General features: G+C 37.1%; 15 protein-coding genes. 9 read left to right on the top strand and 6 right to left on the bottom strand.

What is annotated here, in order from left to right; genetic code table 11:
• Positions 1–13: 13 nt before the first annotated feature.
• Positions 14–484, top strand: coding sequence for an IS200/IS605 family transposase (gene tnpA / locus IGI38_RS05560; protein ID WP_438727688.1), 471 nt, complete (start codon positions 14–16; stop codon positions 482–484).
• Positions 485–598: 114 nt separating this feature from the next.
• On the opposite strand, the gene IGI38_RS05555 is transcribed toward tnpA, so the two are convergent.
• Entirely contained in the window at positions 599–2,698 is a 2,100-nt protein-coding gene (locus IGI38_RS05555; protein WP_438727686.1) for an LTA synthase family protein, read from the bottom strand.
• 248 nt (positions 2,699–2,946) lie between these two features.
• Here IGI38_RS05555 and IGI38_RS05550 point away from each other — a divergent pair, with 248 nt between their 5' ends.
• The gene (locus tag IGI38_RS05550; RefSeq protein WP_438727684.1) at positions 2,947–3,711 is read left to right on the top strand and encodes an ankyrin repeat domain-containing protein; all 765 of its coding nucleotides are present in this window, start codon (positions 2,947–2,949) and stop codon (positions 3,709–3,711) included.
• Positions 3,712–4,212: 501 nt separating this feature from the next.
• Here IGI38_RS05550 and IGI38_RS05545 read toward each other — a convergent pair.
• Positions 4,213–4,857: an HAD family hydrolase gene (locus IGI38_RS05545; protein WP_438727682.1), complete on the bottom strand. Its 645-nt coding sequence runs from the start codon at positions 4,855–4,857 to the stop codon at positions 4,213–4,215.
• 92 nt (positions 4,858–4,949) lie between these two features.
• On the opposite strand from IGI38_RS05545, the gene IGI38_RS05540 reads away from it, so the two are divergent.
• The 3 genes from IGI38_RS05540 (at position 4,950) to IGI38_RS05530 (ending at position 7,309) form a co-directional block, all read left to right on the top strand.
• Positions 4,950–5,897: an IS30 family transposase gene (locus IGI38_RS05540; protein ID WP_438725454.1), complete on the top strand. Its 948-nt coding sequence runs from the start codon at positions 4,950–4,952 to the stop codon at positions 5,895–5,897.
• 11 nt (positions 5,898–5,908) lie between these two features.
• Positions 5,909–6,532, top strand: coding sequence for an NAD(P)H-binding protein (locus IGI38_RS05535; RefSeq protein WP_438727680.1), 624 nt, complete (start codon positions 5,909–5,911; stop codon positions 6,530–6,532).
• Between the two features lie 159 nt (positions 6,533–6,691).
• Positions 6,692–7,309, top strand: coding sequence for a hypothetical protein (locus IGI38_RS05530; RefSeq protein WP_438727678.1), 618 nt, complete (start codon positions 6,692–6,694; stop codon positions 7,307–7,309).
• A 151-nt stretch (positions 7,310–7,460) separates the two neighbouring features.
• Here the strand turns inward: IGI38_RS05530 and IGI38_RS05525 are convergent, their stop codons facing one another.
• The 3 genes from IGI38_RS05525 to IGI38_RS05515 form a co-directional block, all read right to left on the bottom strand.
• Complete coding sequence (locus IGI38_RS05525; protein ID WP_438725454.1) at positions 7,461–8,408, bottom strand: IS30 family transposase; 948 nt, start codon at positions 8,406–8,408, stop codon at positions 7,461–7,463.
• A gap of 142 nt (positions 8,409–8,550) precedes the next feature.
• Positions 8,551–8,892, bottom strand: a complete 342-nt coding sequence (locus IGI38_RS05520; RefSeq protein ID WP_438727676.1) for a metal-sulfur cluster assembly factor — start codon at positions 8,890–8,892, stop codon at positions 8,551–8,553.
• 96 nt (positions 8,893–8,988) lie between these two features.
• Positions 8,989–9,888, bottom strand: a complete 900-nt coding sequence (locus IGI38_RS05515) for a YitT family protein (RefSeq protein ID WP_438727674.1) — start codon at positions 9,886–9,888, stop codon at positions 8,989–8,991.
• A 147-nt stretch (positions 9,889–10,035) separates the two neighbouring features.
• Here IGI38_RS05515 and IGI38_RS05510 point away from each other — a divergent pair, with 147 nt between their 5' ends.
• A complete protein-coding gene (locus IGI38_RS05510) occupies positions 10,036–10,527 on the top strand; it encodes a YajQ family cyclic di-GMP-binding protein (protein WP_438727672.1) in 492 nt (163 codons plus the stop codon).
• Between the two features lie 133 nt (positions 10,528–10,660).
• Here IGI38_RS05510 and IGI38_RS05505 read toward each other — a convergent pair whose 3' ends face one another.
• Positions 10,661–13,003, bottom strand: coding sequence for a helicase C-terminal domain-containing protein (locus IGI38_RS05505; RefSeq protein ID WP_438727670.1), 2,343 nt, complete (start codon positions 13,001–13,003; stop codon positions 10,661–10,663).
• 320 nt (positions 13,004–13,323) lie between these two features.
• Here IGI38_RS05505 and IGI38_RS05500 point away from each other — a divergent pair, with 320 nt between their 5' ends.
• The 3 genes from IGI38_RS05500 to IGI38_RS05490 all read left to right on the top strand — a co-directional run bounded on the left by IGI38_RS05500 (position 13,324) and on the right by IGI38_RS05490 (position 15,639).
• The gene (locus tag IGI38_RS05500) at positions 13,324–13,950 is read left to right on the top strand and encodes an MBL fold metallo-hydrolase (RefSeq protein WP_438727668.1); all 627 of its coding nucleotides are present in this window, start codon (positions 13,324–13,326) and stop codon (positions 13,948–13,950) included.
• Between the two features lie 23 nt (positions 13,951–13,973).
• On the top strand, positions 13,974–14,678 hold the full coding sequence (locus IGI38_RS05495) for a histidine phosphatase family protein (protein ID WP_438727666.1): 705 nt from the start codon (positions 13,974–13,976) through the stop codon (positions 14,676–14,678).
• Positions 14,679–14,805: 127 nt separating this feature from the next.
• Complete coding sequence (locus tag IGI38_RS05490) at positions 14,806–15,639, top strand: undecaprenyl-diphosphate phosphatase (RefSeq protein WP_438727664.1); 834 nt, start codon at positions 14,806–14,808, stop codon at positions 15,637–15,639.
• Positions 15,640–15,892: the final 253 nt, after the last annotated feature.

Below are 15,892 nucleotides of genomic sequence, written 5' to 3'. Positions count from 1 at the left end.
AGGAGTTTTTTTCATGTCATCAAATGACGACAAAAGTTTATCACATACAAGATGGAATTGTAAGTACCACATCGTGTTCACTCCAAAATATAGAAGGAAAGTAATCTATGGAGAATTGAGAAAGGATATCGGAAGGATTTTGCGCAAGCTCTGTGAAATGAAAGAAGTAGAAATCATCGAAGCTCATGCAATACCAGATCATATTCATATGTTAGTAAGAATTCCACCCAAAATAAGCATTTCCTACTTCATGGGATTTTTAAAAGGGAGAAGTGCGACACTGATCCATGAACAGCATGGAAACTTAGTCTATAAATATGGGAATAAAAGTTTCTGGTCAAAAGGGTATTACGTAAGTACAGTGGGTTTGAATCAGAAAACAATCGCAAAATATATACGAGAACAGGAATCAGATGATCGTATTCGAGATAGTATAAGTAAACGAGAATACGTTGATCCGTTCAAGAGTAAGAAAAAGAAATAAAGTAGCGAGCGACGAGCGGTTGGCGGTCTTTTAGAAAGCTCCATTTATGGAGTATGTGAGCGGGGACCTCTTCTAGAGGTGTTAAAAAGCCACCCGTTTTCACGGGTGGATGGGTTACTCATACTGCTGATAGGTCTTTGTCTTATAGAGTCCAACTGTTGACTTCTGATTATTTTCACTGTACAGACTAGAAGATTGAGCGCCTTTTTGTCGTTCGATTTCTTCCAACCGAGCCTTCTGATCTCGATAGTCAAATGAATTGGGGTTAATTGAATCTAGACCACTCTCTTGATAATATCTCAGCAAATCACCATTTGTAATCTTATCGGAGGTGATCAACTGCTGATCAACCGCCTGATTCAACTCAACGAATGACTTTTCTTGCTCGGGTGTTGGTTCATCTATGACTTGAGCCGTTTGATTATCATACATTTTTCCACCGTAGAAAGTATACTGCGGTGTGACAAAGTCGCCATCACGAAAGGCCACAACTTGCTTGTGTTCAGGTGAAAATAAGTCTTGTCCAAGCTGCAGGTATTTCTTCGAATCAATACCCAATAAATGAAGCAGAGTAGGGAGAGCATCAACCTGACCGCCATAGGTATGGTTGATTTCGCCATTTGTCACTCCAGGAACATGTATCATAAACGGTACTCGTTGTAACTGAGCATTATCATAATCAGTCCACGTATCCGAATCCTTACCCAATAATGATGATAATTCCTTATTCCGTGTATTAGAAATGCCATAATGATCACCATAGAGCACAAAAATCGAATTGTCATATAGACCACTGGTTTTCATATAGTCGAAAAATTCTTTTAAAGCAGTATCTAAATAATTAGCCGTTGCAAAGTACCCATTGATCGTTTCATCTTTGGTAGCAGCTAAAGGGAAACCATCTTCTTCATTTTTGAAACGAGAATAAGGGTAGTGATTCGATACTGTAATAAATTTTGCGTAGAACGGCTGTTGCAGATGTTCTAAATATTGAACCGATTGATTCAAAAAAGGTTTATCATGCATTCCGTATTGGAACGAGTTATCATCATTAATATCGTAGTAAGAGGAGTCAAAGAAATACTCAAAACCTAAATGTTTATAGGTTTTATCACGATTCCAAAACGAAGCTGAATGTCCATGGAAGACAGCCGATGTATAATCTGCTTTTTGTTTTAAGATGTTCGGTGCAGCTTCAAAGGTATTTTTATCCCCCATTTGCGTAAACAGAGCACCTTGATTCAGCCCAAATAATGAATTTTCCATCAATGTTTCTGCATCGGAAGTTTTGCCGGCTTTTACTTGATGAAAGAAGTTATCAAAGCTGTAGGTACTTTCACCATGATATAAACTATTTAAAAACGGTGTAACGGTATGACTCGCACCATTCTCGTCAGTTAATTGGTAATCGATCAAAAACTGTTGGAAGCTTTCTAAATGAATGTAAACGACATTCTTACCCTTCGCAATACCAAACATCGAATCATTGGGTTCTGCATAATGATCCTTTACGTAACTCTCAACTTCTTTTAGATCATTTGGACTTGCTTCAGCCCGAATTTGGTTATTCTGATAGGTCTGATAGCTGTCGTATAGCGTAAAAGCATTGACCCCCAAATATTTTACTAAATATTCACGTGAAAATTGACGGCTCAATAATCCCGAACGATCAATCTCAGCCAAAAAGATATTTCCACTGCCAATCAGTAAAGACAGGGCAGACAAGGCTGCAGCTTGACGAAATCGCGGATATTTAGCATCCATAGGAATTTTTCTCTTGAACAACAACACTGGTAATAGCAATAGATCTGCGATATAAAAAACATCATACCAGCGGAACAAGCGAACAGCGCTTTCCCCTAAACCAGTTGAAACCTGGCCAGCACCAAGCATTGTGTTGATCGTAATAAAATCTGTAAACTCACGATAATAGACAGCATTTGAAAAGAGCCAGATAGTTAATAAGGCATAGATAACAACTAAAGTTCCGTAAGCGACTTTTGAACGTTTAATAAATAGACCAATACTGAGAAGAAGCATCGAGACACTTAAAGGGTTGATAACTAGAATAAATAATTGCATAGGACTTTGAACGCCTAAATGAAAATCAACCACGTAAGCAAACATATTCTTCAGCCAAAGCAAACCAATCAGCATGCTGAAAAAACCTAATCGTGTTTTGATAAAATTGTTATATTTTTTTAAATGAGACATTTTCATGCTCCTTAGATTTATTTTCCATATTCTTAAGTAGTTTATCGGTTTTTTATGCGAAGGTCAAACTGAACAAAGTCTAAAAAGCTGATATACCAATGACTTTACAATAATCTCATCCGAATATAAATAATTCTTAATAAAAAAACAATTTTGTCGAAGATACTTGTCACCGCGACCACAAGCACCCAGTTCCACAAAATCGTTTTACCGGTGTTATAATGTGTAAAAAATAAAGGAGGATGCTCATGAGAAAATTAACAATAGGAATTGCTTTTCTATTCATTTTAACCGGTTGCCAGTTGAGTCCAAAAAATACAACGATTAGTTCGTCGAGCTCTTCTGCAGAAACAACAAATCCTAAGACAACTGACAGAACTAGTACAACCAAATCATCGGAGGTAAAAGATATGGAGACTGCTCCAGGCATCCTGATTCAAGCAGTTTCGTCTAACGATTTTTCTAAAGTATCAGAAATTCTAAAAACGAACACAGATTCGATCGACGAAGTAAATGAAAATGGCGAAACGCCGTTATTGATCGCCATCCACAATAATCAAAATGACATAGCCAAAAAATTAATCGATGCAGGAGCAAATGTGAACCAACAGGATAATATCAAAGATAGTCCTTATTTATATGCAGGTGCAGAAGGCAAAACGGAAATTTTGATGTATATGTTGTCTCACAGTACACCGGATCAATCAATTACCAATCGTTTTGGTGGAAATGCACTGATTCCAGCAGCTGAAAAGGGCCATATTGAAAATGTAGAATTATTGTTAAATGACGGGAATGTTAATATTAATCATCAGAACAATTATGGATATACAGCATTAATTGAAGCTGTTGCATTAAGAGATGGATCGCAAGTTTATCAAGATATTGTTGCAGAATTGTTAAAGCACGATGCTGATCCAAACATCGTAGATAATTATGGGAAATCAGCAAAAGATTACGCGAATGAACTTGGATATAGAAATATTTCTAAGATGCTTCAGGAAAACTCATAACAAAACGTATGACAATAGAAGAGAACGATAAAACGGAGACTGAAATCAGTCTCCGCTAATTTTTTATTTTAGTTTACATAATATACATTAAACGAAGTTAGTTAATGGAAATACGCCTCATTAAATCTCAAATCAGCTGTTTTTCTGTTGGTTTCATACCATCAATTTTGCATCATCCTAATTCATACTTTTGACTATTTCTTCAAATTCTATTCTTTTTTTGTTGTAATTCCTTGAGTTGTCTTATTCACTTTGTTAGTCAGGTCTTAGTTTTCCAATTCGATTTTTGCTGAGTGTGCATTTTATAATTCTTAATTTTTAAATCATATATTGATTTAAAACGAAATCTATTTACTAAATACTAATTTAACAAGTTTCTGAAAATGTTTTAGTTTTATGGCTAATATTTTGATTTAAACTGAAATTTTACACTTATCGGAATGAAAACGATCTCAAAAATTGGAACATGAATGATTGATTCTTCGGCAATACTTCGTTTCCCTATCCTAATTTCCACAGTTTTTTGATAATTTCATGAATTTCCATCATATCTGCGGCTAGGTAATCTGCAGCACGTTGATCAACCGCTGCCCGTATTTCTTTATACGCGATGGTCGTAATACCTGCTGTTTTCGCTGCGCTTATCCCGTAGTAGGAATCTTCAATGGCCACTGCTTTTTCAGGTTCAATTTTCAATTTCTTTAAAGTATTTAGATAGATTTCTGGATTAGGTTTACTCTCTTTGACAAATTCCCCACTGTAAATTACATCGAAGTATTCGTTAATGCCACAAGAAGTTAGAACATCCAGAATATGCTCGTACGTTGACGATGATGCCACTGCCAATAAAATTTCATTTGCTTTTGCCCATTTGATAATAGAAACAATGTCTTTTCTAAAGAGCTGCAAGTAATTAATTGATTCATATTCTGTATCATTGAATGTTTCGAATCGTTCTTTGATTTCTTTTAACGGATCATCTGTACCGATAAATTTTCTTAATGTCTCATAAAGCATATCGTAAGACTGTCCTATCAATTCATCGAAATTTGTCGCAGTCTGGTCAATTGCTGGATTCTCTTTTTTGATGAATTCTTGTTGAATCCGAAAATCCTGAAATTCGGTATCAACAATCACTCCATCCATATGCTGAATTGTAATATTAATCGCAACAAAGAACCCATCAAAAATTTCTAGTAAAATGAGTTTAGGATAACAAACTACTAGGAGTGATTTTGATGGGTTCACACAAAAAGCTTACACGAGATAATCGAAAATGTATAGAGACGATGATTTATGATGCCAAGAGTATTCAAGAAATAGCGGACAGAATTGGTGTTAGCCGAACAACGATTGATCGTGAGTTGAAACGAGTACCCGAAGATTTGATCTATAATGCCGACAATGCGCAATTAGATGCGGAAATGAAGCGCAGTGCCTGTGGTGCGAAGTCCAAATGGACTTCTGAATTCGCTTATCAGATTGAATGTGATCTTGAAGACAGCTGGTCCCCTGAACAAATTGCGAATGATCGTCAAATAGTTTCATTCAAAACCATTTACAATTGGCTCTATGCCGGTATTCTTAATGTGTCTAAACAGTGTCTGAGACATAAAGGCAGAAGACAAGAAAAACAAGAAGAGGCACGAGGCAAAATGACTGTAGGGCATACCATTGATGAACGCCCAGCTTCTGTGTCAACTCGAGAAGAATTTGGACATTGGGAGTTGGACACAGTTGTTTCTAGCAGAGGGGAAAGCAAAGCCTGCGAAGCAACGTTTATTGAACGGAAAACACGCTTTTATTGGGCGATCTCAATGAGGGATCGTACCGCGAAGTCAATGGCACAAGCGATTAAAGCTTTTGTGCAAGACCTAGGGAGTCACAAGGCATTTTTAAGCTTTACGGTCGACCGTGGGAAAGAGTTTTCTTGCTGGAAAGAAATTGAGAAAGATTTAGACGTACCTATGTATTTTTGTGATCCATACTCCCCATGGCAACGCGGATCTAACGAAAATGGGAATGGTTTATTTAGAGAATTCTTCCCTAAGGGAACTGATTTTTCAAAGGTACCCCCTACGGAGAAACAGGAAGCATTACGCAAGATAAATATGCGTCCTAAAAAAACATTGAACTGGAAAAATTGTTGGGAAGTCTTTCAAGAAGAAATGTTGCAATTAATTTGACAATTCAGCATATGAAAATTTTTATTGCCGGAGCAACTGGCCGAGTAGGCGAAGAATTGATCAAGAGGTTAGAGGAAAAAGGGCATTATATTTATGCCGGAGCTCGTCGCGAAAAAGATATTGAGCCAAGTAACTCAGTTAAGCCTGTTCATTTGGATTTACATGGTAACATTGATGAAATCGCAGACACGCTAGCTGATGCAGAAGCTGTTTATTTCGTTGCCGGATCAAGAGGAAGAGACTTGCTACAAACAGATTTATATGGCGCGGTAAAATTAATGCAGGCTGTAGAACAAAAAGGAATTAAACGATACATTCACTTAAGCTCATTATTTGCTCTGCAACCGGAAAAATGGAGTAGTGCATTGACCGATTACAATATCTCAAAATTCTTTTCAGATAATTGGTTAATCGATAAAACTAAACTTGAGTATACAATTCTTCAACCTGGAAGTTTAAAAGAGATTCCTGGAAGCGGGAAAATAACTACTGACATCAGTGAAAAATCAGAAAACTCGATTGAAAATGTCGCAGCTGTCTTGGCAGAGCTGCTTGAACAAAGGAATTCTATTAGAAAAGTGATTTTAATGGGGGACGGAGAAACCCTAATTAAAGAAGCAGTAAAAAATTTATAAAGAATGTGTCCACTCAGCGAGAACGCTTCTCTGAGTGGATTTCTCTTTTACAAATTCAGACAAGCCGAAAAATATTAAATAATTTCTTAGTCTTTCGACGAACTTAATGATAAAATAGAGGTTGCTGAAATGAGAATTCCGTAATTAAGGAGAGACCTTATGAATCTTCAAAATATTCATGATCTTGGAATCGAAGAGGGGGTTCAAATGATCCGAAAAAGGAAAATTGCAAAATACTATATGAAAGTACAAGGCTTTGCTAAAAAAGAAGCCCGCGAAACGGCAGAAAATACACAACCGGAGTTTGTTGAAGCGCGCAATCTCTATCTAGCATTATTTTATGAAGCCAAACCTGTATTTGCTGATCGCAACAGAAAAGAAAAGGCATTAAGAGTTTATCAGGTTTTTAGTTTTCTTGCGCTGATTTGTTTTGTCGCTTGGCTGTTCAACAATGGTTATCTGAACGGTTCCAGCGTGACAGATAATTTTCTCTTAATTGCTTTAATGATCAACTTAGCTATCACTAGCTATTTCGATGAAAAAGTTACAGAACGAATTCACGAACAAAAGACTAGAGAGCTCTTACGTTACGATCGTGAAGCATTGGATAAGTTAGCGCAGGTTGAGGAGATTAAGCGAAATATTTTCCGTGCGGAACATCGCGGAATCAAGTTAGTTGAAGAGCAGAAAGAAGAAACTGAGAAACAGTCAGAAGTACACTCAAAGATTATCACGATAGAAAAAATAAAAGATTTGCATAATAGAATAAAAAAATAGTCAACTACGTTATGTGAAACGTGATTGGCTATTTTTGATTTTACTCTAAGTTAAGTTGCTTTTTATGAAACGCTTTGCAATAATTCAAACTATAAATAGTAAGGAGGATTGCACTAATGATTAAAGCAATTATTTTTGATATGCTGAATTGTCAAATTAATTGCAACATTTCTTCTTGAAAGACTTCCCAACAATTTTTCCAGTTCAATGTTTTTTTAGGACGCATATTTATCTTGCGTAATGCTTCCTGTTTCTCCGTAGGGGGTACCTTTGAAAAATCAGTTCCCTTAGGGAAGAATTCTCTAAATAAACCATTCCCATTTTCGTTAGATCCGCGTTGCCATGGGGAGTATGGATCACAAAAATACATAGGTACGTCTAAATCTTTCTCAATTTCTTTCCAGCAAGAAAACTCTTTCCCACGGTCGACCGTAAAGCTTAAAAATGCCTTGTGACTCCCTAGGTCTTGCACAAAAGCTTTAATCGCTTGTGCCATTGACTTCGCGGTACGATCCCTCATTGAGATCGCCCAATAAAAGCGTGTTTTCCGTTCAATAAACGTTGCTTCGCAGGCTTTGCTTTCCCCTCTGCTAGAAACAACTGTGTCCAACTCCCAATGTCCAAATTCTTCTCGAGTTGACACAGAAGCTGGGCGTTCATCAATGGTATGCCCTACAGTCATTTTGCCTCGTGCCTCTTCTTGTTTTTCTTGTCTTCTGCCTTTATGTCTCAGACACTGTTTAGACACATTAAGAATACCGGCATAGAGCCAATTGTAAATGGTTTTGAATGAAACTATTTGACGATCATTCGCAATTTGTTCAGGGGACCAGCTGTCTTCAAGATCACATTCAATCTGATAAGCGAATTCAGAAGTCCATTTGGACTTCGCACCACAGGCACTGCGCTTCATTTCCGCATCTAATTGCGCATTGTCGGCATTATAGATCAAATCTTCGGGTACTCGTTTCAACTCACGATCAATCGTTGTTCGGCTAACACCAATTCTGTCCGCTATTTCTTGAATACTCTTGGCATCATAAATCATCGTCTCTATACATTTTCGATTATCTCGTGTAAGCTTTTTGTGTGAACCCATCAAAATCACTCCTAGTAGTTTGTTATCCTAAACTCATTTTACTAGAAATTTTTGATGGGTTCTTTGTTGCGATTAATATTACAATTCAGCATAACAAAAAGTCTCCTCTTAAATTAAAGAGGAGACAAAATCTCTTGATAAATTAGCGGATCCCTAAAGCAATTCGAGCATAACGACTCATTTTATCGGTCGTCCATGCTGGGTACCAAACAAGCTTCACTTCTACATTGGTTACTTCTGGAATCTCTCCCAATGCAGATTGGATGTTGTCAGTTAAGACATCAGCTAACGGACAGCCCATAGTGGTTAAAGTCATTTTAATCACAGTGTTCCCCGTTTGTTCGAAGTCTACTTCATAGATTAATCCAAGATTAACGATATCAATACCTAACTCAGGGTCAATAACTGACTCTAAAGCGGTCAAAATAGTTTCCTTAATTTCCGCTACTTCTGCATCGGTCCATTTTTGTGTGTTCTCTTCCACTTGCTCCACTCCCTTTCGAGTTTCAAGAGTATTTTACTCTATCTGTCGACTTTTGTAAATGAGAATTGAATCCTAGTTATTCTCATTTACAAATCCTTATTTATTATTTTGTGATTTCTTTATTTGAAGTTGTTCATCTTGTGTTAAGAATGTTCCTACAACAGAATCAGTCGCAACAATGTTAGTAAATGAATTTGGATCAACGTCCGCCACCACTTGCTTCAGGGTATACAATTCATAGCGTGTAAAAACAATCATGATCACTTCTCGTTCACTGGAACTAAACCCACCGCGAGCAGGAATTACTGTCAAACCACGAAGTAATTCACGACTTAATACTGCACACATTTCTGTGCTTTTTCCAGTATTTACAAAAGCGGTCATCTTTTGATGGCTCGTATGGACATAATCAACCACAGTACTCATAGTGAAGATTGTTATGATTGTATATAGGGCACTTTCCCAAGTAAAGAAGAAACCAGCGACAACAACGATCACACCATTCAAAAGCATCATATAGTTTCCAACAGTTCGTCCGGTTGTCTTTGATAATAATAATGAAACAATATCTAGTCCACCAGTCGTAAAGCCGAATTTTAAAGAAAGCCCAGCTCCAATTCCAAGTAAAACCCCACCAGTAATTGCATTCATCAATACATTATCGGTCACTTGACCAACTGGTACTAATGTTGTAAAAATTGACATTGAGATTACATTGGCAAAACTCAAAATCATCGCTGACTTCCCTAATTTAATAAAACCTAAAATAAATACAGGAACATTCAGAAGAAAAATCAAAATTCCAGTATCAATAGTCAAACCAGCATTTGAAAGTAAATGTTCGGCAATTTGGGCGATCCCAGTCATTCCAGCTGAAAACACGTTTGCTGGAATCAAAAAATAATTTAAGCCGACCGCACCGGTCAAGCCAGTAAATAAAATGACAAGGATCTTTTTGGCTAAGTCCTTGGATGTATAATTGATAACCTTCTGCATCCGATATTCCTCCTTCAATTCAAACCTCTAATAGAGTAACAGGTTCTCTCATCATTAATCAATCGTTTTCAACAACTTATTGGAGAATAATTATAGCTTTCTTAGCATTTTTTGATAAACTAAAGGAAAAGACTTAGGAGGGTGTCTATGGCAAAAGATGCAAGCTTTGATATCGTTTCGGAATTGAATAAGGAAGAAGTGAAAAATGGTGTTCAAATTGCTTTAAAAGAGTTAAAAAATCGGTTTGATTTTAAAGGAAGCTTATTTGACATCAAAATTGAAGGTAACCAGTTAGTAATTAAGGCTGAAGACGAATATAAAGTAGAACAAGTCAAGGACGTATTATTCAATAAACTGATCAAACGCGGTGTTCCATTAAAGAATATTCAATTTTCTGCTTCTGAGCATGCTTTGGGTGGGAACGCAAGACAAGCAGCAGAACTAGTTAATGGAATCGATAAGGAAAGCGCAAAAAAAATTACAACTGCGATCAAAAATAGCAAAATTAAAGTAAAAGCTCAAATTCAAGAAGATCGATTGCGTGTAACTGGAAAAAATCGGGATGATTTACAACAAGTCATTGCGCTAGTAAAAGAGATCGAATTACCGATCGATGTTCAATTTATCAATTATCGCTAAAAAAGAAGCCGACGAAAAAAATGTCGGCTTCTTTTTTGTGTTAATCATACTTTTCCTAAGTACCAATGTTTTAAATAAGTATGATTTGATATTTATTTCGTATGCAATATTTTTATTTTGAAAATTCGTTGTTTTAATCTTTTTTCTTCCAAAATTCCTTGACCACTTGCTCGACATCTTCCGGTCCATAGACAACTTTGCGATCTGACCAATTTATTGGCAACAAGTTTTGATAATGCCGATTTGTATAGCGTTGATCCAATAATAAGATAATTCCTCGGTCTTCCATCGTACGGATTACACGGCCGGCAGCTTGGATTACTTTGTTCATTCCAGGCAACTGATACGCATAACTAAATCCCTGATTCCGTTTCTCGTCATAGTATTGTTTGATAAGTTCTTGCTCATGATTAACTTGCGGCAATCCAACTCCCACTATGACAGTTCCAATTAAACGTTCGCCAACCAAATCGATTCCTTCAGAAAATATCCCTCCTAAAACACAAAAGCCAATCAATGTTTGTTCAGGATGATCAACAAAGGCAGCTAAAAAATCCTCGCGTTCAGTTTCATTCAGCTTTGAGCCCTGAATTTGAATTGCGTATTCTGGGTAAACATCATGAAAATAATCTGCTACTTGGTCTAGATACTGGAAAGATGGGAAAAAGACTAAATAATTGCCGGTCTTCGTTTTGACCAGCCGTTCGATTGATGAAGCGATTTTTGGAATACTTTGTGTTCTTTTTTGGTAGGTGGTTTGAATACTCGCATCCACTAAAACCAAACGATTTTCATTTGGGAAAGGACTGGGCAAGCGATAGGTCAAACTGTCTTCGGCCCCACCTAAAACTTCCTGATAATAATCCAACGGTGAGAAACTGGCAGAAAAAAGAATACTGCTTCCTACTTTTTCCATCGTTTGTTCCAGAAACCATGATGGATCAATGCAGTACTCTTTGACAATTAAGTCATAACTTTTATGTTCGACAGTTGTTTGATAATGATCGTCATAGAATTCACTCATACGAGTAAAACGCAGAATTTCAAAATAAACTGGCAGCATTTTTTGTTGTGCTGAATTGTCAGGGTTTTCTGCCAACCACTCTTTGATCTGTTCTTGCAACTTAAAAAGACTATTGATTAGATTTTCGGGCGCCGCCTGTTGGTGATGGTAGGCATCGCCATTTAGTGATTGATGGATTAATTCAAATTCATTATCAACTCGAGTAAAAGCCTTATTTAGTTTCTTGAAGGATTTATCCAAGTCTTTTTGCATCTGAGCGATGTTTTCTCTGGAAATGCTGGCCGAATACATCTCCTTTGATCGATTGACTAGGTTATGAGCTTCATCGACTAATACTAAATTAGTTTTATTTTCCTCTTCAAAAAAACGACGCAGATAGACTGTTGGATCGAAGAGATAATTGTAATCTCCCACCACTAAATCACAAAATCGACTGACATCTAAGGAAAGTTCGAAAGGACAAAGTTCATGTTTTCTAGCATAGTCCTCAATAACTGGTCGAGTATATTGATCCTCAGTATTCAACATATCCCATAAACCATCGTTCACTCGGTCGTAGTACCCTTTCGCGAAAGGACAATGCTCAGGCGTGCAATTACGTTCAGTTAAGAAGCAGATTTTATCTTTGGCTGTCAAAGTAACGCTTTTAACACGAGCATTCTTTTTCGTGATTTTTGTGATAGTCTCCTCTGCAACTTGACGTGTAATTGTCTTTGCAGTAAGATAAAAAATTCGTTCCCCTAGCCCTTCTCCCATCGCTTTAAACGTTGGGAAAATCGTCGACATTGTTTTCCCAGTTCCAGTAGGCGCTTCAACGAATAGTTTTTGTTGGGCGTGGATCGTCTTATAGACAGCTGCGGCTAATTCTCTTTGACCAGCCCGATAAGTATCAAATGGAAATTCTAAAGCTTTTAACGAATTGTTACGGGTTTCTCGCCATTCCATTTGAAACACAAGCCAATTTTCATATCGTTTGATCAAATCATTAAAAAAATCGGATAGTTCTTCGAAGGTAAACGTTCGAATTTGACGAGTGATCCTTTCTTCAGTGGTTTGAAAGTATGTTAATCGAGTGCTGATTTCTGTCAATTCTTCTTGTTCGCTATAGATATAGGCATAAACCATCGCTTGATAAAAATACAAATCAATGATGCCAGATTCTAGCTCTTCAAAAGGCGTTTCGGATGTTTTTATTTCATCGATAAATACTTGTTCTTCTTCTATATAAATACCATCAGCTCGTCCTTCGATCTGAACAGCAGTTTTGGCTATCTCAATTGGCTTCTTTAACCAGACTTCTTTTTGGTATTCAGAGCCGCCTTCTTTTTGCAATTGGCGATGAATTCGAGCGCCCTCCTGAGGTGTGTGATTGCTGTTTTTTCCTTCATCAATACTTCCACTGCGCAGGATAAATTCCACAAGCTCACGAATCGCGATTTTTTTAACTGTCATCTTGTCACCTCGTTCTTTGTTTCATCTTGAAACGTTGATCAAAATCATTTTGCTGTTCCACCATAGAAGATTTTTTAGTACTCGTCAAGTTTTATTCCACTACATAGAATAATAAATCTGTCCTCTAATTTTTCTGTCTGTCGTTTCTGTTCACATGAAATGTCAAAATCGTTCAGGGAAGTCACAATTTTTTTTCTTTTAAGGTATAATAAAGAAGGAATTTGAGATACTGAATTTTTTACTAACGAAGGTTTTATTTTATGTTAGCCAAAGTGAATCAAATCAAAAAAAATAATTTTTAGTGTTTCAGGAGGAAAAGAATGATTCAAATTGAAGGTTTTGTTACCGGAATCGCGCAAGAAAATTGCTATTTGATTCATAACGAAAAAAACTTATTGATCGTCGACCCAGGTTCTGAAGGCGATCGATTGGTGCAAGAAATTGAGCGAACCGGAAAAACACCGCAAGCGATTCTCTTGACCCATACCCACTATGATCATATTGGGGCTGTAGAACAAATACGAAATAAATATGGCATTCCTGTATATGTAAGTCCTTTGGAACAGAAATGGTTAGGCGATCCAATCCTAAATCTTTCAGGTTTAGGACGTCATGATAATATGCCCGATTTGATCGTCCAGCCTGCGGAATATGAATTTGAAATGAAAGAATATACGATTGGTGGGATGACCTTCCAAATCGTACCGACACCAGGACATTCAATCGGCAGTGTCAGTTTCATCTTTGATGACTTTGTAGTTGTGGGAGACGCATTATTTAAAGGCAGCATCGGACGGACAGACTTATATACTGGTGATATGCAACAATTACTTTACAGCATTAAAACATACCTATTTACACTTCCTCGTGAGCTACCTGCTTATCCAGGACACGGGGCAGCAACAACTATCGGTCATGAGATCGATACAAACCCGTTCTTTAATTAATCAACTTTTTGGAGGTTTTAAATATGGCAGAAACAAATCTTTATATTGTTAGACATGGTAAAACGATGTTCAATACGTTAGCTAGAGTTCAGGGCTGGTGCGATACGCCGTTAACTCAAAGCGGGCGTGAAGGAATTCATTATGTTGGTCTAGGTTTACAGGATACAAAATATGAAGAGGCTTATTCAAGTGATTCTGGCAGAGCTATTGAAACAATGCGAATCCTTTTAAGCGAACACCCTGAAGGTAAAGGTATCCCTTATCATGTAGATCCACGTATCCGCGAATGGTGCTTTGGCTCATTAGAAGGTGCCTATGATGCAGAAATGTGGGGCGTTTTACCGCGAGTATTAAATTTTAAAACTGAAGATGATCTATTCGCAACAGATGTCACTTTTGAGGAAATAGCAAATGCGGTCGAGGGTGCTGATACAGCAAATTGGGCAGAATCTTATTCGCAATTGCGGGACCGTGTTTGGAATGGCTTCGAGGATATCGCTCAAAGCCGTGAAAAACAGGGTGGCGGAAACGTGTTGATCGTTTCTCACGGTTTGACTATTGCTTTCTTACTGAGTTTGATCGATTCTAAACAACCCGTTCGAGCTAACTTATTAAACGGAAGTATCAACCGTCTGCGTTATGAAAATGGTGAGTTTTCTATCCGCGCAATTAATGATATCAGCTATATGGAGCGTGGGAAAACAATTTCAGATCATACAGATGAATAAAAAATATGACTGTCAGCATCTGCTGGCAGTTTTTTTCTTAAAAAAAGCTTAGCCTTTTTTCGATGGTCTTTTTATAGACGAAACGGTATACTGTTTATTGTTATTAACTTGAAAGGACGTACATTTAATGCTTATTGCCAATATTTTTAAAGCAATTATTCTTGGGATCGTTGAAGGTATAACCGAGTGGTTGCCGATTTCATCCACGGGTCATTTGATTTTGGCGGATGAATTCATCAAACTCAACATGAGCCCCGCATTTATTGAAATGTTTAATGTCGTGATTCAATTAGGCGCGATTTTAGCCGTTGTAGTTTTATATTTCAGTAAATTGAATCCTTTTGCTCCTAGTAAAACTCATGAGGAGAAACAGGATACTTGGACGTTATGGTTCAAAGTGATTATCGCTTGTTTGCCGGCTGCTGTGATTGGTTTGCCGTTAGATGATTTTTTAGAAGCGCATTTTCACAAATTCTTACCTGTTGCGATCATGTTAATCGTATACGGGATTGCATTTATCGTAGTTGAACGACATAATAAAACAAAAACACCAAAGTGTACAAACTTAAATGATTTTACCTACAAAGCTGCTTTAATTGTAGGTGCTTTCCAACTACTCTCTTTGATTCCTGGAACTTCACGTTCAGGCGCCACTATCCTTGGTGCGATTATTATTGGCAGCTCACGTTTTGTGGCAACAGAGTTTTCTTTCTTTCTTGGTATTCCAGTCATGTTTGGAGCCAGCGGATTAAAAATTGTTAAATTTCTAATGAAGGGCAATACTTTTGGCGCATCTGAAATTGTTGTTCTGTTAGTTGGTATGGTTACGGCCTTCGTGGTTTCGATTATCGCCATCAAGTTCTTATTGGATTACATCAAACGAAACGATTTCACGGCCTTTGGTTGGTATCGAATCGGCTTAGGAATTATCTTGATCGGCTACTGGCTGATCGCTATGTAAGATCTGCATTTTTTGCAGGTCTTTTTTTCATCTCATATTTTATTGATACTAATTATAAATTGAAATGATGCTAATTTTATTGTATTAGCGATTGAAATAATCACTTTTACGTCTATTAACTACTAATGATAGTCATTCTCAATTCTAATTGATAATTACTTTCGTTCTCAATTAGCTAATTTTATTATCATTTACATAAGATAGTATGCTACTATAATGGTGAAAGAACATCAGCCCCATTTTAAGAGTTCTA

Origin of the sequence: Enterococcus sp. AZ128 (genome assembly GCF_051714485.1) — a bacterium.
In the GTDB taxonomy this organism is placed as follows: domain Bacteria; phylum Bacillota; class Bacilli; order Lactobacillales; family Enterococcaceae; genus Enterococcus_A.
The sequence above is the reverse complement of the archived record's forward strand: the minus strand, read 5'-3'. Positions and strand labels throughout refer to the sequence as shown.